At 64.6% G+C, this 25,317-nt stretch carries 18 protein-coding genes and 3 pseudogenes; 12 read left to right on the top strand and 9 right to left on the bottom strand.

Annotated elements, in window-relative coordinates:
• The first annotated feature begins 32 nt into the window (after positions 1-32).
• Genes A7A09_RS16415 through A7A09_RS16400 form a run of 4 tightly spaced genes read left to right on the top strand, consistent with a single transcriptional unit; the run spans position 33 to position 3,580 of the window.
• A complete protein-coding gene (locus A7A09_RS16415; RefSeq protein ID WP_106692419.1) occupies positions 33-737 on the top strand; it encodes an ArsR/SmtB family transcription factor in 705 nt (234 codons plus the stop codon).
• 27 nt (positions 738-764) lie between these two features.
• Positions 765-2,789 (top strand): M3 family metallopeptidase, encoded by a 2,025-nt coding sequence (locus A7A09_RS16410; RefSeq protein ID WP_106692418.1) that lies wholly within the window; start codon positions 765-767, stop codon positions 2,787-2,789.
• Positions 2,790-2,817: 28 nt separating this feature from the next.
• Positions 2,818-3,165 (top strand): hypothetical protein, encoded by a 348-nt coding sequence (locus tag A7A09_RS16405; protein WP_148043699.1) that lies wholly within the window; start codon positions 2,818-2,820, stop codon positions 3,163-3,165.
• Positions 3,131-3,580, top strand: a complete 450-nt coding sequence (locus A7A09_RS16400; RefSeq protein ID WP_211341162.1) for a hypothetical protein — start codon at positions 3,131-3,133, stop codon at positions 3,578-3,580. The genes A7A09_RS16405 and A7A09_RS16400 overlap by 35 nt, the downstream gene beginning before the upstream one ends.
• Here A7A09_RS16400 and sigJ read toward each other — a convergent pair whose 3' ends face one another.
• The 3 genes from sigJ to A7A09_RS16385 form a co-directional block, all read right to left on the bottom strand.
• On the bottom strand, positions 3,581-4,474 hold the full coding sequence (sigJ, locus tag A7A09_RS16395; RefSeq protein ID WP_106692415.1) for an RNA polymerase sigma factor SigJ: 894 nt from the start codon (positions 4,472-4,474) through the stop codon (positions 3,581-3,583).
• A complete protein-coding gene (locus A7A09_RS16390; RefSeq protein WP_211341161.1) occupies positions 4,464-4,928 on the bottom strand; it encodes a carboxymuconolactone decarboxylase family protein in 465 nt (154 codons plus the stop codon). Before A7A09_RS16390 ends, sigJ begins: the two co-directional genes overlap by 11 nt.
• 90 nt (positions 4,929-5,018) lie before the next feature.
• Complete coding sequence (locus A7A09_RS16385) at positions 5,019-5,636, bottom strand: SH3 domain-containing protein (RefSeq protein ID WP_245999402.1); 618 nt, start codon at positions 5,634-5,636, stop codon at positions 5,019-5,021.
• A gap of 203 nt (positions 5,637-5,839) precedes the next feature.
• Here A7A09_RS16385 and A7A09_RS16380 point away from each other — a divergent pair.
• From A7A09_RS16380 to A7A09_RS16370, 3 genes and pseudogenes are all read left to right on the top strand, one after another.
• Positions 5,840-6,846 (top strand): annotated as a pseudogene (locus tag A7A09_RS16380) (2-hydroxyacid dehydrogenase).
• A 21-nt stretch (positions 6,847-6,867) separates the two neighbouring features.
• Positions 6,868-8,052, top strand: coding sequence for an MFS transporter (locus tag A7A09_RS16375; RefSeq protein ID WP_106692412.1), 1,185 nt, complete (start codon positions 6,868-6,870; stop codon positions 8,050-8,052).
• Positions 8,053-8,281: 229 nt separating this feature from the next.
• Entirely contained in the window at positions 8,282-9,235 is a 954-nt protein-coding gene (locus A7A09_RS16370; RefSeq protein ID WP_106692411.1) for a helix-turn-helix domain-containing protein, read from the top strand.
• A 113-nt stretch (positions 9,236-9,348) separates the two neighbouring features.
• Here A7A09_RS16370 and panB read toward each other — a convergent pair whose 3' ends face one another.
• Together panB and panC are read right to left on the bottom strand one after the other, a co-directional pair.
• Complete coding sequence (panB, locus tag A7A09_RS16365; protein WP_106692410.1) at positions 9,349-10,158, bottom strand: 3-methyl-2-oxobutanoate hydroxymethyltransferase; 810 nt, start codon at positions 10,156-10,158, stop codon at positions 9,349-9,351.
• A gap of 9 nt (positions 10,159-10,167) precedes the next feature.
• Positions 10,168-11,025 carry a pantoate--beta-alanine ligase gene (gene panC / locus A7A09_RS16360; protein WP_106692409.1) on the bottom strand — a complete coding sequence of 286 codons (858 nt, stop codon included), beginning with the start codon at positions 11,023-11,025 and terminating at the stop codon, positions 10,168-10,170.
• A 173-nt stretch (positions 11,026-11,198) separates the two neighbouring features.
• Between panC and A7A09_RS16355 the strand changes: the two genes are divergently transcribed.
• Positions 11,199-13,700 (top strand): GcvT family protein, encoded by a 2,502-nt coding sequence (locus tag A7A09_RS16355; RefSeq protein ID WP_106692408.1) that lies wholly within the window; start codon positions 11,199-11,201, stop codon positions 13,698-13,700.
• 88 nt (positions 13,701-13,788) lie between these two features.
• Here A7A09_RS16355 and A7A09_RS16350 read toward each other — a convergent pair whose 3' ends face one another.
• Complete coding sequence (locus A7A09_RS16350) at positions 13,789-14,400, bottom strand: TetR/AcrR family transcriptional regulator (protein WP_106692407.1); 612 nt, start codon at positions 14,398-14,400, stop codon at positions 13,789-13,791.
• 122 nt (positions 14,401-14,522) lie between these two features.
• Between A7A09_RS16350 and A7A09_RS16345 the strand changes: the two genes are divergently transcribed.
• Together A7A09_RS16345 and A7A09_RS16340 are read left to right on the top strand one after the other, a co-directional pair.
• A complete protein-coding gene (locus A7A09_RS16345) occupies positions 14,523-15,722 on the top strand; it encodes an efflux RND transporter periplasmic adaptor subunit (protein WP_106692406.1) in 1,200 nt (399 codons plus the stop codon).
• Between the two features lie 6 nt (positions 15,723-15,728).
• Positions 15,729-18,832, top strand: a pseudogene (locus A7A09_RS16340) (efflux RND transporter permease subunit).
• A 64-nt stretch (positions 18,833-18,896) separates the two neighbouring features.
• Here the strand turns inward: A7A09_RS16340 and guaA are convergent.
• Positions 18,897-20,456, bottom strand: coding sequence for a glutamine-hydrolyzing GMP synthase (guaA, locus tag A7A09_RS16335; RefSeq protein WP_106692405.1), 1,560 nt, complete (start codon positions 20,454-20,456; stop codon positions 18,897-18,899).
• A 130-nt stretch (positions 20,457-20,586) separates the two neighbouring features.
• Here guaA and A7A09_RS16330 point away from each other — a divergent pair, with 130 nt between their 5' ends.
• Complete coding sequence (locus tag A7A09_RS16330) at positions 20,587-21,123, top strand: CAP domain-containing protein (RefSeq protein ID WP_170167142.1); 537 nt, start codon at positions 20,587-20,589, stop codon at positions 21,121-21,123.
• 40 nt (positions 21,124-21,163) lie between these two features.
• Here the strand turns inward: A7A09_RS16330 and A7A09_RS16325 are convergent, their stop codons facing one another.
• Positions 21,164-22,075 (bottom strand): 1-acyl-sn-glycerol-3-phosphate acyltransferase, encoded by a 912-nt coding sequence (locus A7A09_RS16325; protein WP_245999400.1) that lies wholly within the window; start codon positions 22,073-22,075, stop codon positions 21,164-21,166.
• A gap of 42 nt (positions 22,076-22,117) precedes the next feature.
• On the bottom strand, positions 22,118-24,694 hold the full coding sequence (pepN, locus tag A7A09_RS16320; RefSeq protein ID WP_106692402.1) for an aminopeptidase N: 2,577 nt from the start codon (positions 24,692-24,694) through the stop codon (positions 22,118-22,120).
• 179 nt (positions 24,695-24,873) lie between these two features.
• Between pepN and A7A09_RS16315 the strand changes: the two are divergent.
• Positions 24,874-25,317 (top strand): annotated as a pseudogene (locus tag A7A09_RS16315) (hypothetical protein); the annotation flags it as partial.

Genomic DNA, 25,317 nt, shown 5'->3' with positions numbered 1-25,317 from the left:
GCGGGCGGAAATGCTTCGGTTAGCATCGAACTATGAAAGACGGACCCGACATTGCCCGAATCGCCGCGCTGATCGGCGATCCCGCCCGCGCCAACATGCTGGTCGCGTTGATGAGCGGGCGCGCCCTGACCGCCACCGAACTGGCGCATGAGGCTGGCGTGACCCAGCAGACCGCCAGCACGCATCTGGCCCGGCTGACCGAAGGCGGACTCTTGCGACAGGCAAAGCAGGGGCGGCACAAATATCTAGCGCTGGCGAGCGATGATGTCGGGCATCTGCTGGAAACGCTGATGGGGGTGGCTGCCGGGTCCGGCCATCTGCGCAGCCGGATCGGTCCACGCGACGCGGCACTGCGCAAGGCGCGGATCTGCTATCGCCACCTGGCGGGAGAGATGGGGACGCAGCTTTACGACAGCCTGCAGGCGCGGGGATTTCTCGACATCGGGGATGGACCTCGGCTGACATCTGCCGGGCAGGGCTTCATGCGCGATTTCGGGATCGATCTCGACGCTCTGCGCCAAGGGCGTGCGCCGCTGTGCCGCGACTGCCTGGACTGGAGCGAGCGGCGCAAGCATCTGGCGGGCAGCCTGGGCCGCGCCTTGCTGGGACGGATCGAGGCCCTGGGCTGGGCACGCCTGCGGCCGGACAGCCGGATCGTCGAGTTTTCGCGCGATGGCGAGCGCGCCTTTGCGGAGCGTTTTCCGACTGCTCTGGAAACCGCCTCCGGCTCGGATTAGGCTGCGCTGCGCAGACAGGAGATCCGCATGAACCCGGAACTGACCCGCTGGACCGGCCCCGAGGGCCTGCCCCGTTTCGACCTGATCAACGACGAGGATTTCGCCCCGGCATTCGAGGCCGAATTGACCCGCGCCGAAGCCGCGATGGAAAAGATCGCCGCCAATCCCGAACCGGCGGATTTCAGCAACACAATTGCCGCGCTGGAAACCGCCGAGGAGGGGCTGAGCCGCGTGCTGGCCGTCTTCTATACATTGGCAGGCGTAGATTCGAACCCGGCGCGAGAGGCGTTGCAGCGCGATTTTGCTCCGAAATTGGCGGCATATAACAGCAGGACCAGCATGGATCCGCGGCTTTATGCGCGGGTCAAGGAGGTGGCGGAAAAGGTGGAAACGCTCGCGCCCGAGGATCGGCGGATCGCCGAGCTGGCGCTGCGCGACCTGACCCGCGCCGGGGCCGGGCTGGAAGGTGTGGCACGTGAGCGGATGGCAGAGATTCGCGCGCGCATGGCGGTGCTGACCACGCAATTCGCGCAGAATGTGCTGGCCGATGAACGCGACTATGTCCTGCCGGTTGACGATGACCGCCTGGAAGGGCTGCCCGATTGGCTGGTCCGCGCGATGCGGGCGGCAGCGAAAGAGCGTGATCTGCCCGGGCAGATCGTGACGCTGAACCGTTCGCTGATCGTGCCGTTCCTGGAGCATGCGCAGGATCGGGCTCTGCGCGAAGTCGCATTCAACGCATGGGCGGCGCGCGGATCGGGGCAGGGCGCGGGCGGCGAGGCGAGTGATAACCTGCCCATCGTGACCGAGATCCTGGCGTTGCGGCACGAATTGGCGCGCTTGCTGGGCTACGAGGATTTCGCCGCCTACAAGCTGGAGCCCGAGATGGCGGGCAATGCCGGTAGGGTCGAGGCCCTGCTGGGGCAGGTCTGGAAAGCCGCCCGCAAGCGCGCCCAGGAAGACGAGGCCGAACTGTCGCGTCTGGCGCGGGAGGATGGCGTGAATACCGCCCTGGAGCCATGGGATTGGCGGCTCTATGCCGAGCGGCTGCGGCGCATGCGCCACGATGTCGATCCGGCCGAGGTCAAGCCCTACCTGACGCTGGACGCGATGCTGGGTGCGGTGTTCGACGTGGCGAATCGCTTGTATCGGTTGGAGTTCCAGCCGATCGACGCGCCGCTCTGGTCGCCGGATGTCAAGGCATGGCGAGTGACGCGGGAGGGCGAATTGATGGCGATCTTCCTGGGCGATTACTTTGCCCGGCCCGGGAAACGTTCGGGCGCATGGTGCTCGGCGCTGCAGGATCAGCACAAGATCGGCGAGGGACAGCGGCCCATCGTGGTGAATGTGTGCAATTTCACCGCCCCGGATGCGCCCGGCGAACCGGCCTTCCTGTCATGGGATGACGCCTTGACGCTGTTCCACGAATTCGGCCATGCGACCCATCATATCCTGTCGGATGTGCATTGGCCCTCGATTTCCGGCACCTCGGTCGCGCAGGATTTCGTCGAACTGCCCAGCCAGCTATACGAACACTGGCTGGAACAGCCGCAGGTGCTGGACGCCCATGCACGGCACTACCAGAGCGGAGTGCCGATGCCCGCCGATCTGCGCGACCGGGTCGTGGCGGCGGGCAAGGCGGATGCCGGTTTCGCGACGGTGGAATACCTGGAAAGCGCCCTGGTCGATCTGGCCTTTCATCGCGGCGCGCCGCCCGCCGATCCGATGGCGCGGCAGGGCGGGGTCCTGGCCGGGCTGGAGGCCCCGCGCGCGATTCCGATGCGCCATGCCACCCCGCATTTCGCGCATGTCTTCTCGGGCAACAGCTATGCCAGCGGCTATTACAGCTACATGTGGTCCGAGGTCATGGATGCCGATGCCTTCGCCGCGTTCGAGGAGACGGGCGACATCTTTGATCCGGGCGTGGCGCGGCGGCTGGAGGAAACCATCCTGTCGCGCGGCGGTTCTGCGCCTGCCGAAAAATTGTGGCTCGCCTTCAGGGAACGGATGCCGGGGATCGATGCGTTGCTGAAGGGGCGCGATCTGGATTGAGACGGTCCCCGGAGGATGGCAGATGCTCATGCGCTGGATAATGATAGGTTTCGGGGCGGTGCTGCTGACCGGCTGTGTCGAGGAAAACCCGCCACCAGCAGAGGTGGCGAGCGGAATATATGACCTGAACCCGGACGGTTGCGGGCAGGATCTGTCGCTGACCCGGCTGACCGTTTCCGGCGACCAGTTCCGCTTTTACGAGTCGGTTTGCCGCATGGAGCCTGCCCGGCCGGGCGCCGATGGCCTGCAGGCAAGGCTGATCTGCACCGGCGAGGGCGAGAGCTTTGAGCGGCAGGTGAGCCTGCGCAGCCATGGCGATCTGCTGGACATGACGGAAAACGGTGAGACGCGGCGCTATCACCGCTGCCCGGTGTAAGATTTCCCTCGATCCCGGCATTGCCTTCAAGGCCGAACTGGCGAAACTGTCCCTTATGTATGAACGTCGAAACGAGCCGCCGATCTCGGCCAGCAGGTTCCGCCTGCGGGTTTTCATCCATGTGCTGGCGGCGCTTTGCCTGTTTATTGGCTCGGTGCTGGTCGGGGCTGCGGGGTTTGTCCTGTTCGAGGGAATGGACTGGCCGCGCGGGACCCTGAACGCCACGACATTGATCAGCGGCCTTGGCGTGGCCGAGATGCCGCAGACTCCCGGGGCGAAACTCTTTGCCAGCCTGTTCGCGCTCTATTCCGGCTTTGTCTTCGTGGCCATGTCAGGGATCGTGATCGCTCCGATCCTGCATCGCCTTTTGCATTTCTTCCACAAGGACGGGGGTGGCGGGCAATCCGGCACTTGATCAGGACATCGCCGGATCCTGCCGCAAATGGTGCAGCTTGTCGGGATTGCGCGTGATCCAGATGGCGGCGATCCGGCCGTTCCGTATGCCGAGCGTGGTCGTCTGGACGATATCGCCCGCCTCGGTCGAGACGATCCCGGGCGCGCCATTGATGCGGCGCAAGGGAGGGCAGGGCTGGGGTTTGACCAGGCCCTTGCGCGCCAGCCCGGCGAAGAACCGGGCCGCCCGATCCTTGCCTTTCAGCGCGTTCATCGCGGCCGGAACCTTGCCGCCGCCATCGGTATGGATCTCGATCTCCTCGGCGAAAAGATCCAGCAGGGCCTGCATGTCGCCATGCCTGCTCGCCTGCCAGAATGCTTGTGTGATCTGCCGCGCCTCCTGCGTCGGGATCCGCGCGGGAATATCCGCCCCCGCGATCCGCCGCCGCGCGCGCGAGACCAGTTGCCGGCAATTCTCGGGCGTGCGGCCCACGACCGAGGCGATCTCGTCAAAGGAGAAATCGAAGGCATCGCGCAGGATGAAGGCGGCGCGCATCTCGGGTGTCAATTTGTCGAGCGTCAGGATCAGCGCGATCGAGACATCCTCGGTCACGATCCAGTCCTGTTCGGCATCTGTCACCTCGGCTTGCAGCAATGGCTCGGGCAGCCATGCGCCAACATATGTTTCGCGGTGCCGATATGCCGATTTCAGGAAGTCGAGGCAGAGCCGCGTTACCAAGGTTCCCAGCCATTTGCCGGGGTTATCGATGATATCGGGATCCTGCCGCGACCAGATGATCCATGCCTGTTGCAGGATATCCTCGCTTTCACTCACCGATCCGGTCATGCGATAGGCGAGCCCCGCCAGACGGCGGCGCTCCCCCTGGAATATGGCCAGATGCGGGTCAGTGCCCATCGGCCTCTTCCCGGATCGGATGGGCGGATCTGAATCCCACCGCAAAGCGGTTCCAGGCGTTGATCGTGGTGATGATCAGGGTCAGTTCCGTGCGCTCGCGTTCGCTGAAGACGGCGGCGAGCGCATCGTAATCGGCATCGGGCGCGCCTGTCGCCTCGATCCGGGTCAGCGCATCGCACCAGCCAAGCGCCGCACGTTCCCGGGCGTCGAAGGCCGGGCTTTCGCGCCATGCGGCCAGAACATCCAGTTGTTGCTGCGTAACACCTGCCTCGCGGGCCTCGGATGCATGCATGTCGAGGCAGAAGGCACAGCCATTGATCTGGGAGGCCCGCATCTTCATCAGCCAGCGCAGCCGGGCGGGGATCGACAAATCCCTGGTCGAATTTTCAAGGGCGACCAGCGGTTTCATCGCTTCGGGGGCCGCCTTGAAATATTCCATTCGTGTCGTGGTCATCTCTCTTCCTCATGTTCTGCCTACATGAAGAAGACGAGGCAGGCCCGCGCTTTGTGACAATCCCGGTTCCGGAAATGTCGAAATACGGGATCACTCGCGGATTTCGTCGGGATCCACGCCCCAGATCGAGGTCTTGGGCACCCAGCCCCGCTCTCCGCCACCCGAGATCTTGCACCAGCCGGGGTTGCATTCACCCAAGCGGACGATCGCGCCCGATTCCGCCCGCGCAACAATGTCGGCCTCGGCATCCGGGCGGGTGCGCAGCTCGGCCATGTCCTGGATGACGATGGCGGTGCGGACGCCCGACAAGAGCGCGTAATGCACCCAGCCACCGGCGCCGTCCTTGTCCTCGACCCGGCGCCAATGGCCGAATTCAGCGACCACCCGCAGGGGCATCCCGGCATGACGGAAGACCCAATCGATGCGATGCGAAAGGCTGGGACCACGGCGCGCATTGCCCTCGCTGCCCTTGAGACTGACATAGCGGGGGATCGGCAGGTTGGTGACCGGGCCGCGCTGCTGCGTCGTGTTGCGGCTGATCTGCGCATCCGCCGAGAGGCTGTTCTGCACCAGGATGACGTTGGGATCCTGCATGTGACGGCCGCCAGTTTGCCCGGCACTTCCCCCAAGGGCCATCTGGCCCGTCATCATTGCTGCCAGCGCCAGACCGATTACTGTGCCTTTTCCGAAAACTGCCCGCTTCGTCATCCGTTTTCCGTTCCTGCCTGACCGGCTGCCCGGCCTTCGTGGTTATGGGCCGATCATCCCGTATCGCCACCGGTTTCGGCGGCTTGCGACGGGGCGCGACCTCTCAGGGGTCTTGTGCCTGCCCCTCAACGCGGGCAGTTTGCCAAAAGCCGCCCGGCATTGGAAGTGCGCCACCGACACGGTTTCGAGAAAGTGAGGCAATCATGCACGTAACCAGCCCGACCTCGTCGCGTCCCAAGCTGCGGGTCACCGTCACCCGCCGCCTGCCCGAACCCATCGAGACCCGGATGAAGGAGCTTTTCGATGTCGTCCTGCGCGAGGACGACCACAAGATGAGCCGGGAGGAACTGGTCGCGGCGATGAAGGACAGCGATGTCCTGGTGCCCACGGTCACCGACCAGATCGACGCCAATATGCTGGCACAGGCCGGAGAACGCCTGAAGCTGATCGCGAATTACGGCGCCGGGGTGGACCATATCGATGTCATGTCGGCCCGGCAGCGCGGCGTGCTGGTGTCGAACACCCCCGGTGTCGTGACCGAGGATACCGCCGACATGGCCATGGCACTGATCCTTGCCGTGACCCGCCGCATCCCCGAGGGCCTGGCCGAGATGCAGGCCGGACGTGGGGCGGATGGGCTCCGACCGCGCATCTGGGCGGGCGCGTCGGCGGGCGCCGCCTTGGCATCCTTGGCATGGGCCGGATCGGGCAGGCGGTGGCGCGGCGGGCCAATGTCTTCGGGATGCAGGTGCATTACCACAACCGCAAGCGCCTGCGCCCCGAGATCGAGGATGAATTGCAGGCCACCTACTGGGAAAGCCTGGACCAGATGCTGGCGCGGATGGATATCGTCAGCGTGAACGCGCCGCATACGCCCTCGACCTTCCACCTGCTGAACGCAAGGCGGCTCAAGCTGATGAAACCGACCGCCGTGGTCGTGAACACCTCGCGCGGGGAGGTGATCGACGAGAACGCCCTGACCCGGATGCTGCGCGCCGGAGAGATCGCCGGAGCGGGTCTCGACGTGTTCGAGCATGGACACGAGATCAACCCGCGTCTACGTGAATTGCCAAATGTGGTCCTGCTGCCGCATATGGGCTCGGCCACGGTCGAGGGCCGCAACGAGATGGGCGAGAAGGTCATCATCAATGTCAAGACATATGCCGACGGGCACCGGCCGCCCGACCTGGTCGTGCCAAGCATGCTGTAGGCGTCCGAACGGAGACACGTCATGACTGGCCGCGTCGCCCCGCCAGCGGGTTCCTTCCGCTTGGCCGTATCGGCATTGTTCTTTGCCAACGGGCTGATGATCGGCAGCTGGGCACCCAAGCTGCCGGCATTGATGGCACGGCTTGACATCAGCGAGGCCACCGCCGGGCTTGTGGTGCTGATGCTGGGCGTGGGCTCGATTCTGGTGATGCCGGTCTTCGGTGCGATGACGGCGCGGCATGGCTCGGCCCGGGCCGTGCGGCTGTCGGCGTTTCTTGCGCTGCCGACGCTCTTGCTGATGTCGCTGGCGCCGAACCTGCTGCTGGTGGCCGCTGCGGTCTTGCTGTTCGGAGGGTTTCTGGGCGGCATGGATGTGGCGATGAATGCCAATGCCGTCGCTGTCGAGCGCACCCGCCGCCGTGCGATCATGTCTTCCTGCCACGGATTCTGGAGCCTTGGCGGCGTGGTCGGCGCAGGACTGGGAGGCATGGCGCTGTCCCACCTGGGAGAGATGGGTCACGCGATTCTGGCAACGCTGATCTTTGCCGCCATGCTGGGCTTTGCGCTGCCGAGGATGCTGCATGACACGCCCGATGCGCGCGAGGCCCGGGCGCCGCTGCGGCTGCCGCGCCAGCCCTTACCCTACATCATCGGTTTCATGGCGCTGTGCTCCATGGTGCCGGAAGGCGCGATTCTCGATTGGGCGGCGGTTTATCTGCAACGCGAGATGGAGGCACCGCTGTCACTGGCGGGCTGGGGATTCGCCGCCTGTGCCGCGACCATGGCCGCGATGCGGTTCCTGGGCGACTTCCTGCGGCAGAAACTGGGGGCTGTCAGCATGTTGCGGATTAGCGCGGTAGTGGCCATCGCGGGCCTGGGGATCGCCGGAATGGCGACCGGGCCGGTGATGGCGATCATCGGTTTCGGTTTTGCGGGGCTGGGCATCGCCAACCTGGTGCCCATCGCCTTTTCCGCCGCCGGGAACCTGCCGATGCTGGCGCCCGGGGTGGGCCTTGCCGTGGTGACGATGATGGGCTATTCCGGTATCCTGCTGGCGCCCGGAAGTATCGGCTTCCTGGCCGAGCGGGTGAGCTTTTCCACCATCTATCTTGGCCTCGCCGGGTTGCTGATCGTGCCATTGTTGCTGTCGCCGCTGGCACGGACGGCGGAATTCACGGATGAGGACGAGATCGCCTCGGCAGCCTGAGGACGGGGTTCGCCGCGAAGTTACGGGTGGCGCGGAATAAGTCTGACGAGGCCAAGCTAAATATTGGAAACCAAGGGCGGGCGGGTCCGGCAGTGACCCGGATGAAGGATCATTCCCGCCCGTTAACCAATTATTCAGTTCTGACTTATTACCCATTTCCAGTCATGTTATCATATCACGTCAAGGGTCGGTTCCCTGTTTTTCCAAGGTGTCGGTTTTACAACGTAATATGCGGAAATATCAAAGGCATTCTGCCGAAGTTATCAAGAAATCACATTCAAAATCAACGGGTTCTGCGCTAGTAACATCATGGCGCCGCTCGGCCTTGAAATTCGAGCTCGATCCGGCGGAGGATTACCGCCCCGAACGACTGACCGAGGCCGAATTATCGCTACGCCGGGATGCGATCGGGAAATTCCTGCATCTCGCAACCCCGCAACTCGATCAGGTTTTCAAGCTGGTGGGATTGCCCGGGCGCAACGTCCTGTTGAGCGATGCCGATGGCGTGGTGGTGGATCAGCGTATCCACACCGCAGATACCCGGCAATTCCAGGAATGGGACCTGTGGCCCGGGGCGAATTGGTCCGAAGCGGTGCAGGGAACCAACGGGATCGGTACCTGCCTGGTTGAAGGGCGGCAGATCTGCATCCACAGAGAGGAACATTTCCGGACCCGCAATATCGACATGTCCTGCATGGTTGCTCCGATCTGGGGTCCTGACGGGCGGTTGCTGGCGGCGCTGGACGTGACCTCGGCGCGCGACGATCAGGACGAGCATAGCAACAGCCTGATCCTGTCCCACGTCGCGAATGTGGCCAGAACGATCGAGGCGATGAATTTCCGGGCCTGCTATCCGGATGCCCGGATCATTTTCGCCTCGAAGGACGGCAGCGATCCCGCCATGCTGCTGGCCGTGGACCGGGACGATCTTGTCATCGGCGCCACTCTCACGGCCCGCCGCGCCCTTGGACTGGAGCGGGAAGGAGACATCACCCATGTCCCGGCCGCCGACCTGCTGGAATCCGATGCGGACCTGGCCGAGCAGGGCTTCTACAGCGCGGAGCGCGTGGTCCTGACCCGGGCACTGGCCCGGGCCGGAGGCAATGTCTCGGCGGCGGCGCGCCTCTTGGGAATCGGGCGAACGACGATGTATCGGCGGATGGCCCGGGCAGGGCTCGGATAGCGGGTGCACCTGTTCCGGAACCGAAGACAGATGATCATCTTACCCCTGGGCCGCGCATCGCCTTCCCTTTGCGGGGAAGACAGATGTTGTCCTCTGCCACGCTCCGGCGGGATCTACCGATAAACCTGCCCATCCCCCGGAAAACTGCGGTCACGGACGGCTTCGGCATAGGCCGCGATGGCAGCGTCGGTCCGGGGACCGAGATCGCCGAATTTGCGGACGAAACGCGGCACGCGGCCGGACAGGCCCAGCATGTCGTCCAGCACCAGGATCTGCCCGTCGCAGCGGTTCGAGGCGCCAATGCCGATGGTCGGGACAGGGACGGCTTCGGTGATGCGCTCGGCCAGCGCCTCCATGACGCCCTCGACGACGATGCTGAAGGCGCCGGCATCGGCCACGGCCTGGGCGTCGGCGATATGGGCGGGCCAGTCGGATTCGTCGCGGCCCTGGGTCTTGAAGCCGCCCATGGTGTTGGTCGCCTGCGGGGTCAGGCCGACATGGCCCATGACCGGGATGCCGCGTTCGGTCAGGAAACGGATGGTCTCGGCCATGCGCGCGCCACCTTCCAGCTTGACGGCACCCGCGCCGGTCTCGGCCATGATCCGGGCGGCGTTGCGGAAAGCCTGCCCGGGGCTTTCCTCGTAGCTGCCGAAGGGCATGTCGATCACCACCATCGCCCGCTCGCTGCCGCGCATGACTGCCTGCCCGTGCAGGATCATCATCTCGAGCGTGACACCGATGGTCGAGGGCAGGCCATGCACCACCATCCCGAGACTGTCGCCGACGAGGATCACCTCGGCATGCTTGTCGACCATGGCAGCCATCGGCGCGGTATAGGCGGTCAGCGAGACGATGGGGGTGTCACCCTTGCGGGCCTGTATCTGGGGGGCTGTGTATCGCTTGACAGGAGCTTGTGTCGACATGGGGGCCTCTTATGGATGCGTGACGCGCTGATCTATCAGCAGCACATCGCCGAAACGGACGGCCAGCAGGATCACCACGGGGCGGTCGATATGGTTGATCCGCGACAGGTCGGTAGCGTCACGGATGTCAATGGAGCGGGTCTCGCCGCGCGGCTCATTGTTCAGAACGCCGCGAATCTCGCGGCGCAGCGCGGTGAGGGTGACGCCTTCCGCCACCATTTGCTGCGCGCGGTCGAGGGCGCGACTCAGCACCGGGGCGGCTGCACGGTCCTGCGGGCTCAGGCGGAGATTGCGCGAGGACATGGCAAGCCCGTCCGCCTCGCGCACCGTGGGCACGGGGATGATCCGCACCGGCATGTCCAGATCACCGACCATCTGCCGGATAATGGTAAGCTGCTGGTAATCCTTTTCACCGAAAGCCGCCGCATCGCAGCGGGTGATGTTGAACAGCTTGGTCACCACCGTGGTCACCCCGCGGAAATGGCCGGGGCGCAGCCGCCCGATCAGCATCCGCGACAGGGCCGTGGCCTCGACGATGGTCTGGGTGCCCGGGGGATAGATGTCCTCGACCGTGGGCAGGAAGACCGCATCAGTGCCCGCCTTTCGCAACAGCGCCAGGTCGTTTTCCTCGTCGCGGGGATATTTGTCGAGATCTTCATTCGGGCCGAATTGCGTCGGATTGACGAAGATCGATGTCACCAACCGCCCCCCGCCCTGCGCCTTCAGCCAGTCGCGGGCGCGGGCGACCAATGTCATATGCCCGTCATGCAGCGCGCCCATGGTGGGCACCAGTGCGATAGGCTGCCCCTCGGCCCGCCACGCATCCGCGCATTCGCGCATGGCCTGCTTGCTGCGGCAAATCTGCATTCTCCTGATCCTCCTCCCGAGGCTGGGGCTCAAATTAGCCTTCGGAGCGCGTTTAGCACAAGTGCTGCGTTGCAGCATGTCGTTTTTTGCCGCCAATGGTCGGGCGGATGGGACCGTTCGGATTATGCTCTGGCACTAACGGGGAATATTCGGGGCCAGAGGAGTCGCCAGCCATGAAAACGCATGTGAAGGTTCTTGTCGTCGGGGGCGGCGCGGTCGGTTGCGGGATCGCCCTGCATCTGGCCCGCGCCGGGTGGGAGACGCTGCTGGTCGAGCGTGACGAGCTGACATCGGGCTCGACATGGCACGCGGCCGGGCTGCTGCCGCTGTTCAACATGGGTTACGCGACCAGCCATATCCATGATTACTCGGTCAAGCTTTATGCCGGGCTGGAGGCCGAGACGGGGCTGAATGCCGGTTTCACCCGCTGCGGCAACCTGCGCATGGCGCAGACGCAGGAGCGCATGGATGAATACATGCTCTATTCCTCGACCGCAGAGACGGTGGGGATCGAGCATGAATTCCTGACCCCCGCCCAGATCAAGGAACGCTGGCCGCTGGTCCGGACCGAGGATCTGAAGGGCGCGATCTTCCATCCCACCGATGGCTATATCAACCCCGCCGATGTGACCCAGGCCATGGCCAAGGGCGCGCGGATGGCGGGCTGCTCCATCGAGCGCAAGATCCAGGTGAACGGCTATCAATGGACCGGTTCCGAATGGATCGTCACCTGCGAGAAGATGGGCGAGAAGGGCGGCAATCTCGTTCCCACCGGCGAGCTGTTCGAGATCCGGGCCGAGCATGTGGTGACTGCGACCGGCAACCATGCGCAGCGCACCGCGCGGTTGCTGGGCATCAAGATCCCCGCCATCCCGGTCGAGCATCAGTTCATCGTCACCGAGAAGGATCCGGCGCTGATCAAGTGGCGCGAAGAGGGCAATCCCGAACACCCGGTCCTGCGCGACGCCGATGCCAAATGGTATGTGCGCGAGGAACGCGGCGGCTGGATCATGGGACCATATGAGCGCAATGCCCCGGCGCGCTTCCTCTATGATGTGCCCGAGAGTTTCCGCGCCGACCTGTTCCCCTTGGATTTGGACCGGATCGAAGAGGAATACATGGCGATGATCCATCGGATCCCGACCTCGGAAGAAGTGGGTCTGAAGGACGATTTCAACGGTCCGATATGCTATACCCCGGATGGCAACCCGCTGGTCGGCCCCGCGCCGGGGCTGCGCAACATGTGGCTGGCCGAGGGCTTCAGCTTTGGCATCACGGCGGCGGGCGGCACCGGCCATTACCTGGCGCAGATGATGACCGAGGGCGAGGCCGAGATCGACATGGCATCGCTGGATCCGCGCCGCTTCGGCCGCTGGATGACCACGGAATATGCCGCGCGCAAGAACGAAGAGGCCTATGATCACGTCTATATCCTGCATCACCCGGACGAAGAGCGCCCGGCATGCCGCCCCCTGCGCTGTTCTCCGGCCTATGACCGGCAGAAGGCGCGGGGCGCGCAATTCGGCTGCGTGAATGGCTGGGAGCGGCCGAATTATTTCGGGCCGGTCGATGCACCCGATGGCTTTGACCATGATGCCCGCAGCTTCCGCCGGGGCGGCTGGTGGGAATATGCGCGCGCCGAGGCCGAGGCGGTCCGCAACGCGGCGGGGCTGATCGATGCGACCGCATTCGCCAAGCATGTCGTGACCGGACCGGGGGCGACGGCGTTCCTTGACTGGCTGACCAGCAACAAGCTGCCCAAGGTCGGGCGCATCAACCTGACCTATGCGCTGACCGAGGCGGGGACCACGCGCACCGAATATACCATCGTGCGGCGCGGCGAGAATGACTATTACCTTGTCTCGGCGGGCGCATGGGCGGATTACGATCAGGACAACCTGCTGAAATCGGCCGAGGATTTCATGGCTGCGGGTGGCGGGTTCGTCAACATTCAGGATGTGACCTCGCAATGGGGCGTGTTTGCCATCGCCGGCCCGTCCTCGCGCGATGTGCTGGCCAAGCTGATCCGCGATGCGGATCCGGAAACCGCCTTGTCGAACAAACGTTTTCCATGGCTCTCCTCGAAACGGATTGAACTGGGCATGGTGCCGGTTCAGGCGATCCGGGTCGCCTATACCGGCGAGTTGGGGTGGGAGCTGCATCACCCGATCGAGATGCAGAACCACCTGTTCGACCGGCTGATGGAGGCGGGCGAGTCCCTGGGAATGAAGCTGGTCGGCACACGGGCGCAGAACTGGCTGCGGCAGGAAAAATCCTATCGCGCCTTCGGCACCGAACTGGGCCGTGACGCCACGCCGCTGGAAGCCGGGTTGGACCGCTTCGTCGATCTGTCCAAGGATTTCAAGGGCAAGGCCGCGATGGAGGCATTGGGCATCCGTTCGAAATGCGTCACGCTGCTGATCGACGGGCCGGAGGATGCCGATCCCTGGGGCCGCGAGGCATTGTTCGCCGATGGTGAAAAGGTCGGGCGTTTGACCTCGGGCGGTTACTCCGTGGCCTTCGGCAAGCAGATCGGCATGGGCTATGTCCGTCCCGATCTGGCCGAGCCGGGGACCCGGCTGAAGGTCCGGATGTTCCGCGAGCTTTGGGATGCCGAAGTGGCCGAGGACAGCCCCCATGACCCGCAGAACGCCCGTATCCGGGTGGATGGATAAGAACAGCCGGGCAGGGCGGCCGCGTCGTTTCGCGGCTGCCCTGTCCATTCACCAATGACCCGGAATGGACGGCCTGACGCCTTCCGCATCAGCGGCTTGGCGCTTCGCCACCATACCCGATGAGTGCTCCGACTTTCTCGACATGCTGCCGGGCGAGCCTGGTGATTTCGGATTCGCTCATGTCATCGGATTGCGACCAGCTACGGATGGCGTGGCCCAGTGCATGCGAAAGCAGTTCGGCGAGCAATTCGGCCTCTGGCCGCGCCGTCTCGCCCAAGCGGGACGTGACAAGGCTGACGATCTGACAGGCGAGTTTCTGAAGCGAGGCGTGAAAGATCGGCACCAGCTCGGGGGACCGTTCCAGCAAGGTGCTGATCAGCCGGATCGTCTCGCGGTTCAGGTGGCCGTCGTCAAGATGACGGCTGAGCGCCTCGAAAAGATCATCCATGAGCGGTCCCGAGGCGATTTCGAACCACCCGATGATTCCGGGATCGATTTCCGGCCGCCTGCCGACCAGCGCCGCCTCCTTGTTCGCATAGTAGTTGAAGAATGTCCGCAGGCTGACCCCGGCCTCTGCCGCGATCATCTCGGTTGTGATCGCCTCGAACCCCTCGCGCAGCGCAAGCCGCAGCGTGGCCGATTGAATTTCGCGCCCGGTTTGCAGGCGGCGGCGATCACGAAGCGTTGAGGATGCGGGCATCGGCTGGCATTTCTGACATTTCACTATAAGCAAACATTGCATGCCATGCAAATATATGCAAGGAGCCCGGTTAACCAGGCCCTTCGCCGCGATGGGCTGCTCTTTACCCGGGATGACCAAAGATGCCTGATATTCGTCACAGGATCCGCCTTGCGGCTGTCGCGCTGCTGGCATTCGCCTCTGTAGCGACCGCGCAAGAGAGCGCGCCGCCCAAGCAGGTCGGGGTGGTCGAGATCACCTCGCAATCCGTGCCGCGGGTCGTGACCCTGCCGGGGCGGGCGGTATCGGGGGCCGAGGCGGCGATCCGGCCGCGTGTCGGGGGCATGATTACCGAGATCCTCTATGACGCGGGCCGCCCGTTGAAGCAGGGCGATCCGATGTTCCGCATCGACGCGACCACATATGAAGCCAATCTGAGCAGTGCCGAGGCGGATGTGGCCTCTGCCAGGGCTGCGGTGACCGAGGCGGAATCGGCCTATGGGCGGACCGAGCGGTTGCAGGGATCGGGAACCACGCTGGCGCAGGTGGAGGCCGCGCGGGCGACTTTGGAGCAGGCCCGTGCCTCGCTGCAATCGGCGCAGGCCGCGCTGCGCGTGGCACAGGCAGAGCTGGACTGGACCACCGTGACCAGCCCCATCGACGGCATGGCCAGCGTGGCCGGTGTGTCGGTGGGCGATCTGGTGACCGCCGGGCAGGCCGAGGCAATGGCCACGGTGACGCGGCTCGATCCAATCGAAGTGGACATGTATGAGCCCTCGGCCCGGATGCTGTCTGTCATCAGCGACATCATCGAGGGGCGGCTGAAGATGAACGAGAAGCTGCAGGCGACGCTGACGCTGGAAACCGGCCAGACTTACGAGGCGGCCGGCGAGCTGGTGGCACCGGGTTTCAGCGTCTCGACCTCGACCGGGGCGGTGGATACGCGCTTTCGCTTTGACAACCCGCGCAACCTGATCCTGCCGGGGATGTTCCTGCGCGGGCAGGTCGAGCTGGGCACGGTCCAGGCGTTCCTGGTGTCGCAATCGGCGGCGACGCGTGACCGCACCGGCAAGCTGACCGCATGGGTGGTCGAGGATGGCAAGGCCGTGCAGCGCGAGCTGACCGATGAAGGCACATGGCAGCATAACTGGATCGTCACCGACGGCCTGCAAGAAGGCGACCTCTTGGCGGTGGACGGGTTGACCGGCTTGAGCGAAGGCGCGGAAGTCGCCACGGTCCCCGTTACCTTCGATGAGAACGGCGTGGTGCGCGAGGTGGAGGGCGATAGCGCCCCCGCCCCGGACAAAACCCCCGTCACCGATGACGCCCCGGCGACGGAGTAACCCCGCATGGCCCGTTTCTTCATCCACCGCCCCGTCTTCGCATGGGTCATCGCTTTCGTGACCATGCTGGTGGGCGCGCTCGGCCTGTCCAGCCTGCCGATCGAGCAATATCCCCAGATCGCCCCGACCACGGTGCGGGTCAGCGCCGGCTATAACGGCGCCTCGGCGGAAATCGTCGAAAGCTCGGTCACCACCGTCATCGAGGACGCGATGACCGGGCTGGACGGGCTGAGCTACATGACCTCGAACTCGACGCCGGGATCAGCCTCGATCTCGCTGACCTTCGACGACACGGTGGATGCCGATATCGCGCAGGTGCAGGTGCAGAACAAGTTGCAGCTTGTCACCTCGCAACTGCCCGACATCGTGCAGCAATCCGGTGTGTCGGTGTCGCGTTCGACCTCGTCGATCCTGCTGGTCGGGGCGCTGACCAGTAGCGACGGGCGCTATTCGACGGTCGAACTGGGCGATCTGACGGCGCAGATGATCGAGGATCCGGTCAAGCGCACGCCCGGCGTCGGCTCGATCAATACCTTCGGATCGGGTTATGCCATGCGGATCTGGCTCGATCCGATGAAGATGGCGCAATACCAGGTCACGCCCGCCGATGTGACCTCGGCAGTATCCGAGCAGAACAGCAATGTCACCGTCGCAGTCTCGGGGCGCAGCCAGCCCCCGAGGGGCAACGCCTGACCGTTTCGCTTTCGGCGCAATCGCAGTTTTCAAGCGTCGAAGAGTTCGAGCGCATCCTGCTGCGCGTGGACCCGGATGGCTCGACCGTTTTCCTGGGCGATGTCGCGCGGATCGAGGTCGGACAGGAAAGCTATGGCGGCGCCTCGCGCTATAACGGCAATCCGGCGGCGGGCTTCGCGGTCAACCTGGCGACCGGCGCGAATGCCGTCGAAACCGCCGCTGCCGTGCGCGAGGTGCTGGCCGGGATTGCGCCCTCGCTGCCCGAAGGCGTCGATATCGTCTATCCCTATGACACATCGCCCTTTGTCGAGGAATCGATCAACCAAGTCTATCACACGCTCGCCGAGGCCGTTTTGCTGGTCTTCCTGGTCATCCTTTGCTTCCTGCAAAGCTGGCGCGCGACGATCATCCCGGTGATCGCGATTCCCGTGGTGCTGCTCGGCACATTCGCGGTGCTTGCCTTTGCCGGATACACGATCAACACGCTGACCATGTTCGCGATGGTGCTGGCCATCGGCCTGCTGGTCGATGACGCCATCGTGGTGGTCGAGAATGTCGAGCGGGTGATGGAGGAAGAGGGTCTCGGCCCGGTCGAGGCGACCGAGAAGAGCATGCGGGAAATCACCTCGGCGCTGGTCGGCATCGTGCTGGTCCTGTCGGCGGTGTTCCTGCCGATGGCTTTCATGTCCGGCGCGACCGGGGTGATCTATCGGCAATTCTCGGTCACGATCATCACCGCCATGGTCCTGTCGCTCGGTGTCGCGGTGATCCTGACGCCCGCCATGTGTGCCACCCTGCTGCGCCCGCGCAAACATGGCGACGGGATCGCGCCCGCACGCTGGTTCAACCGCAACCTCGACCGGGCGACCGGCGGCTATGCCAGCGTGGTCGCGCGACTGGTCAAACGGCCCTTCCGCATGCTGGTGGTGCTGGTCGCGATCGGGGCCGGGGTGGCAATGCTGTATCAGAAACTGCCCGGCTCCTTCCTGCCCGACGAGGATCAGGGGGTGATGCTGGTCATGGTCGAAACCCCTGACGGCTCGACCACGGCGCAGACGCAGGCGCTGGTCGAGAAGGTCGAGGATTACCTGCTGAACGAGGAATCCGAGACGGTCGAATCGGTCTTTGCCGCGCTTGGCTTCAGCTTTGGCGGATCGGGGCAGAACAGCGCGATGATCTTTGCCAAGCTGCATGATTACGAGGAACGCGAGGGCCATGACGTCGCCTCGCTGGTCAGCCGCGCCAATGCGCATTTCTTCATGACCAACCGCTCGGGCCAGGTCTATGTGCTGCAACCACCCGCCATCCAGGGCATGGGCGCGTCCTCGGGTTTCTCGATGTATCTCGTCGATCAGGCCGGGCGCGGGCAGGAGGCGCTTTCCGCCGCTGCCGACCAGCTTGTGGCCGATACCCAGGACGATGGCCGCGTCACCAATCTGCGTGGCAACGAGGCCCCGTTCGAGACATCCTTGCGGCTGGACATCGACCAGCAGAAGGCGGCGGCCTTCGGGCTGTCGATCTCCGAGGTCAACGCGATGCTGTCGGTGATCTTTGCCGGGCGGGACGTGAACGATTTCGCCCTTGGCTCGGAGCTGCGCCCGGTCATCGTGCAGGGCGAGGCCGAGGCCCGTTCCCAGCCCGAGGATATCGAACGCTGGTATGCGCGGAATTCGCAAGGCGAGATGGTCTCGTTCGCGGCCTTCGTAACCCGGGTCTGGGACCAGGAACCGCAGGCGCTTGCCCGCTATGGCGGCACCCGCGCGCTGGAACTGAGCGGCGCGGCGGCACAGGGCCTGTCCTCGGGTGCGGGGATGGAGGCGATGGAGGAACTCGTCGCCGATCTGGATGGCGGCTATGGCGCGGCCTGGACCGGCCTGTCCTACCAGGAACGGCTGTCGGGCAACCAGGCGCCGATGCTGTTCGCGCTTTCGGCGCTGGTCGTGTTCCTGGCGCTGGCGGCCCTGTATGAAAGCTGGACCGTGCCGCTGGCGGTGATGATGACCGTGCCGATCGGCGTGCTTGGCGCATTGGCGGCGGCGCTGATCTTCGGGCAGTCGAACGATGTCTATTTCAAGGTCGGCCTGCTGACCACCATCGGGCTTGCCGCGCGCAACGCCATCCTGATCGTGGAATTCGCGCAATCTCTGGTAGCGCAAGGCAAATCGCTGCTGGAGGCGGCCATCGAGGCATCCAAGATGCGGCTGCGCCCGATCCTGATGACGACCTTTGCCTTCATGTTGGGGGTATTGCCGCTGGCCATCGCCTCGGGTGCCGGGGCAGGGGCGCAGAACTCCATCGGGATCGGGGTGCTGGGCGGGATGGCGTCGTCGGCGATAATCGGGATCTTCCTGGTGCCGGTCTTCTACGTCGCCGTTCTGCAGGCCGTGGAACTGTTCACGAGAAAGGGGAAGGCCTGATCAGGCCGAAAGATCTGCTCTGCCCGGTTTGTCCGGGCAGAGTGTGGATCCTGGATGACCCGGATCACTCCCACTCGATCGTGCCGGGAGGCTTCGAGGTGATGTCATAGGTGCAGCGATTGATGCCCTTGACCTCGTTGATGATCCGCGTTGCGGTTTCGCCCAGGAACTCGTGGCTGAACGGATAGTAATCCGCCGTCATCCCGTCGACTGATGTCACCGCGCGCAGGGCACAGGCATAATCATAGGTCCGCCCGTCGCCCATCACGCCGACCGTGCGCACCGGCAGGATCGCGACGAATGCCTGCCAGATCTCGTCGTAAAGGCCGTGCTTGCGGATCTGGTCGATGAAGACCGCATCGGCCTTGCGCAGGATCTCCAGCTTCTCGCGGGTGATCTCTCCGGGGCAGCGGATGGCGAGGCCGGGGCCGGGGAAGGGGTGGCGGCCGATGAAACTGTCGGGCAGTCCCAACTCGCGGCCAAGGGCGCGGACCTCGTCCTTGAACAATTCGCGCAAGGGCTCGACCAGCTTCAGCCCCATCTTCTCGGGCAGTCCGCCGACATTGTGATGCGACTTGATGGTGACCGAAGGTCCGCCGCTGAAAGAGACGCTTTCGATCACGTCGGGATAGAGCGTCCCCTGGGCGAGAAACTCTGCCCCCTCGATCTCATTCGCGTATTTCTGGAATACGTCGATGAACAGCTTGCCGATGGTCTTGCGCTTGACCTCGGGATCCGAGACGCCTTCCAGCGCGCCCAGGAACAGCTCGCTCTCATCGGCATGGATCAGCGGGATATTGTAATTGTCGCGGAACATCGCGACGACTTCGTCGGCCTCGTTCAGCCGGAGCAGCCCGTGATCGACGAAAACGCAGGTCAGTTGATCGCCGATCGCCTCGTAGATCAGCACCGCCGCGACCGAACTGTCCACGCCGCCCGACAGGCCGCAGATCACCTTGCGGTCGCCGACCTGTTCGCGGATCTTCGCGATGGCCTCGTCGCGATAGCTGGCCATCGTCCAGTCGCCGGTAAAGCCCGCCATGCGCACGAAGTTTTCCAGCATCCTGCGGCCATGCGGCGTGTGATGCACCTCGGGATGGAACTGCACCGCGTAAAAACGCCGCGCCTCGTCGGCAATCATCGCCATGGGCGCATTGGGCGAGGTGCCGATGATCTCGAAACCCGGCGCCAGCTCTGTCACCCGGTCGCCATGGCTCATCCAGACTTCTTCGCGGCCATCCCCGAACAGACCGGCAAAGATGCCGTCGCCCTTGTGTCCCTGAGCCGGAGCGATGAAGGCGCGGCCATATTCGGCGTGATGCCCGGCTTCGACGCGGCCGCCCAACTGCTCCATCATCACCTGCTGGCCGTAGCAGATGCCAAAGATCGGCACGCCCATCTCGAACAGTTCCTGCGGCGCGCGGGGACTGCCCGCCTCGGTGACGCTGGACGGGCCGCCCGACAGGATGACGGCCTGCGGGGCCATCTCGCGCAGTGTATCGGCGGTCACGCCGTTGAAGGGGCGGATTTCGGAATAGATGTTCAGCTCGCGCAACCGGCGCGCGATCAACTGCGTCACCTGAGAGCCGAAATCGATGATGAGGAGGCGCTGATGCTGGGTCATGACTGCGCTTTAAGGGCGGATCATCGACGGCGCAAGAGGTCTGCCGCGCCTTTCCCCTTGGCGGAACCGGCCCGTTTCTGCATATGTTGGAAAACTGCCGTCGAAACAAATCCCGATGCCGAGATATGTCATGAAGTTCCGTCCCGTTTTCATCCTCACCCTGTGCATGACCGCTCTGACGGCCTGTCAGCCGAACGAGGGGGTCCTGTCCCGGATCACAGAGAGATTCCCCGCCGCACGGACAGGTCAGGAGATGCCGGCGGCGATATGCGCCGGCGATCCGGCCCTGGGCCAGCGGATGACAGAGGCGATCAACGCGGCGCGGGAGGGGGAGGGCAAGACATTGCTTGATCCCGACACGACCCTGTCCGGGGTGGCCCAGTCCCATGCCTGCGATATCGCCGCCACGGGACGCGCCTCGGTCGCCGGGTCGGACGGCTCCAATGTGGTAGACCGGGCCCGGGCGGCGGGTCATCCCGCCTGCGGGGTGACGCAACTCGTTTCGGTCGGGGGAACTCCCGAGGGAATCGTCGGAGGCTGGATGGCTTCCGCGGCCCATAGGGACGAATTGCTGGCGCAGCTCAACAGGCAGATTGGCGTCGGCGTGGCCCGCGACAATGCCGGCCGCCCGTGGTGGAGCGTGGTGATCGACAAGGATTGCCGCTGAACCGGCTTGCCGGATCGATCCTTGCCGAAGACGGTCCCTGCTACGCCACGCTTTGACGCGGCCGAATGAAACGCCCGCGGCCGCGTTCATGCGTCAGCCGGGCGGCGTCGGGACCCGGCGCGGGCAGGGCCAGGGCCGCCTCGCGCAGCACTGCGATGGCCTCTTCGCTGCTGCGGGGCAGGCTGGCCGGATCGATGGGCTGGCCGATGGAGATGCGATAGGATTGACCGGCCTTGTTCAGCACCTCGTTGAACAGCGTCACGTCGCGCAATGTCGGATGGATCGCGTCCAGCAGATAGAACAGCAACGAGTTGCGCGCGCGGATATTCAGCGGGATCACCGGCACACCGAACTTGCGGGCGATCATCGCGGCGCTGGCCATCCATGGCCGCTCGTGCAGCGTTGTTCCGCGCCGCTTGGCCAAGCGGCCCGACGGGAAGATCAGGCCGATCCGTCCGGCTTCCAATGCCTGGCGGGTGTAATCCATCGTCGCCTTGGTCTTGGCATGGCTGCGCTTTTCCTGCCGCCATTCGACGGGTGCAATCAGGTCCACGGTCTGCGGCAGCACCCTGATCATGTCGTGATTGGCATAGATGAACAGGTCGTCGCGCAAGGGCGCCATCAGCGCATGCATGACGATGCCGTCGGCGATCCCCGTCGGATGGTTCGAGACGATCAGCGCCGGGCCGGTCGCGGGCAGATACTCCATCCCCTCGACGCGGACATCGCGGACGATCAGCTGCGTCATCCGGCGCATGATCTCGGGGGTGGGCAGGTCGCGGAACTCGGCGCCAAGCTCGATCGTGCGGGGATATTGCAGAAGACCCATCATCAAGCGGCGCGCAAGCCGGTGACGGGCTTTCGGCGAATAAAGCCAGGGCGCCCGCTCGGCAATCAGCGGGTCCAGGCGGGCCTGCATCTCGGCCCTTGCGTCAAGATCATGCTTACTCATCCCAGCTATCTTGCCCCGCTCCTCCTGCGACCACAAGCGGGCTCATTCACCGGCGGCAATCATCCGCGACACCATTTCACGCAGATTGCGGCTGATCCCCTCCATCCCGGCCATCCGCTCCAGCGCCGCCCTGGCCCTGGAGCGGCGATCCGCATCGTAGCGGGGCCATGTCTCGAAGGCGGTGGACAGGCGTGCCGCGATCTGCGGATTGACCCGGTCCATGCGCATCAGCCAGTCGGCGGTGAAGTCATAGCCCGCGCCATCCTCGGCATGGAACCCGGCATGGTTTGCCGCCAGGCCGCCCAGGAGCGACCGGAAACGGTTGGGATTCTTCCAGTCGAAATCATCCCGCTCGGACAGGCGCCGCGCGATGGCGGCGGCGTCTTCCGGCGGCGCCGCCATGGGCTGGACAGCGAACCATTTGTCCATCACCAGCCGGTTGTCACCGAATTGCTGATGCAGCGCCTCTAGCGCCGCATGCCCGCGGCCGCGGCGGATCAGGCAGGTCAACGCGGCCATCCGCTCGGTCATGTTGCCGGCGGTGCCGAACAGGACCTCGGCCCGATCGCCCCGGTCGATGCGGTTGAGCAATCCGAGTGCCGCGATGCGCAGCGCCCGCCGCGCCGCCGCACCGGCATCGGGAGAATAGGGGCCGGAAACCGCCATTTCGTCGTAAAGCGAGGATAGCAGATCGGCATGGGCTTCGGCCACGCGCCGGGCAAGTCCGTTTCGCGCCATATGAATCGCGTCGGGATCCGGGGTGATGCCGGAAGCGGACAGGCGGGTCGCGATCTCTTCCTCGCCGGGCAGGTTCAGGCAGAGCGCGCGGAAAGCCGGGTCGGCAGAGGCATCGGCGGCCAGTTGCCCGATGGCATCGACATATTCGCCGCCGCCCTCCTGCCCCTGCGCCAACGCGGTCAGGGCCGACAGGGCGAGGTCGCGCCCGGCCTCCCATCTGGCAAAAGGATCGGTGTCATGGGCCAGCAGGAAGGCGCGGGTCGCATTGTCGATCTGCCGTTCCAGGATCACCGGGGCCGAAAAGCCGCGCAGCGCGGATACGACCGGGCGGGCGCCGAGGTCATTGAAGGTAAAGCTTTGCTCGGCCTCGGTCATTTCCAGCATGCGGGTCGCGGCGACCTCGTCTCCGTTCGGGCCGATCAGCCCGACGGCGATGGGGATGACGCGCGGCGGCTTTTCATCCTGTCCCGGGGTGGGCGGCGTGTGCTGGCTGAAATTGAGGATCAACCGGCCGTCGTCGCTCCATTCCTCGGTCATCTTCAGATGCGGGGTGCCGGCATCGGTGTACCAACGCTTGAACTGTGCCAGGTCACGGCCGGTGGCGTCCTCGAAGACCTTCAGCCAATCCTCGATGGTTGCCGCGTCACCGTCATGACGCTCGAAATAGAGATCCAGCGCCTTGGCATAGCCGTCATCGCCAACCAGGCGCTTGAGCATGCCGATCACCTCGGCACCCTTCTCATAGACGGTCGCGGTGTAGAAGTTGTTGATTTCCTCGTATTCCTCGGGCCGCACCGGATGGGCCAGCGGTCCCTGGTCCTCGCGGAACTGCCGGGCACGCAGGGTCTGGACATCGCCGATCCGCTTGACCGGGGCGCTGCGCATGTCCGAGGTGAACTGCTGGTCGCGGAATACCGTCAGCCCCTCCTTGAGGCAAAGCTGGAACCAGTCGCGGCAGGTGATGCGGTTGCCGGTCCAGTTATGGAAATATTCATGCGCGATCACGCCTTCGATACGCTCGTAATCGGCGTCGGTCGCGGTTTCGGGCGAGGCAAGCACCAGCTTGGAGTTGAAGATGTTCAGCCCCTTGTTCTCCATCGCGCCCATGTTGAAATCATCCACGGCGACGATGTTGAACACGTCCAGGTCATATTCGCGCCCGTAAACATCCTCGTCCCATTTCATCGACTTGATCAGCGACTCCATGGCGAAACCGGCGCGGTCCTCGTCCCCCGGACGCACCCAGACATTCAGCGCGGCATCGCGGCCCGATTTCGTGGTGAAGCTGTCGCTGATGGCGACCAGATCACCCGCCACCAGTGCGAAGAGATAGGCGGGCTTGGGCCATGGATCATGCCATTCGGCCAGCCCTTCCTCCTGCCGGACCGGGTTGCCGTTCGACAGGATCACCGGCTTGTCCGAGCGGATGGTGACGTGGAAGGGTGCCATCACGTCGGGGCGGTCGGGATAGAAGGTGATGTGGCGGAAACCCTCGGCCTCGCATTGCGTGCAGAACATCCCGCCCGAGATATACAGCCCCTCGAAGGCGGTATTGGCGGAAGGGTCGATCTCGACCTCGCTGGTGAGGGTGAACGGGCCGTCGGGCAGGGCGGCGGCGGCGATGATCAGGCATTCTCCGTCGCGGCGGACATGGCCGGGATCGGGGGCGGTGCCATCGACCAGGATCGACATCAGCCTTAGATCCTTGCCCCCGTCGAGTTCCAGATCCTCGGCCCCGCCGCGCGGTTTGAGCGCCAGATCGGCCTTCACCCGGGTCGCATCGGGAGACAGGTCGAAGCTCAGCGTCGTCTGTTCGAGGATGAAGGGATAGGGCCTGTAATCGGCAAGAAACCGCTTATCGGGGCTGTCGGATCGGGTCATTTTCACTCTCCGCCTTAAAAAAGCGTCTAGGTTCAGGGAACTGGACACTAACCAATGTGTTAGTCGCCTGTGAGCCGGGCCGCAAGCCGGGCAAAGCAGGTTATCGATTGACACATCGGCGTCGCTGTTCGAGAGGTAGACGCCAAGAGGGTGTTAAGAAGTCATTAAGGAGGCCAGCAATGACATATGATCCCAACGATCCCAACCGCACCAACCCCGTCGACAGCGATCCGGCGGCTCCGAAAGAGACCTATGTCGAGCCGGTCGAGCGTCGCTCGTCGCCGCTGCCGTTGATCCTTGGCGTGCTGGTGGCGCTGGCGCTGGCCTATTTCGTGCTGCAGCAATTCATGGGCGACGACACGGCCACGACCGAAGGCGACACGACCACCGTGACCACCACCGAGGAGGCTCCTGCGGACGAAGCGGCTGCCGATACCGAGGCTGCCGTGGACGACACCGCCGCCGAAGCGGAAGCCGCTGCCGACAACGCCGCCGCCGAAGCCGAGGCCACCGCGGATGACGCGGCAGCCGCGACCGAAGAGGCCGTGGAAGACGCGACTGCGGGTACCGAGGAAGAAGCAACCGACGACGCGGCTGCAGGCACCGAGGAAGAGGCAACCGAC

The sequence above is a fragment of the Paracoccus methylarcula genome (assembly GCF_003007735.2).
Taxonomy (GTDB): Bacteria; Pseudomonadota; Alphaproteobacteria; order Rhodobacterales; family Rhodobacteraceae; genus Paracoccus; species Paracoccus methylarcula.
Note: the sequence above shows the minus strand (reverse complement) of the source record. Positions and strands in the feature narration are given on the sequence as shown.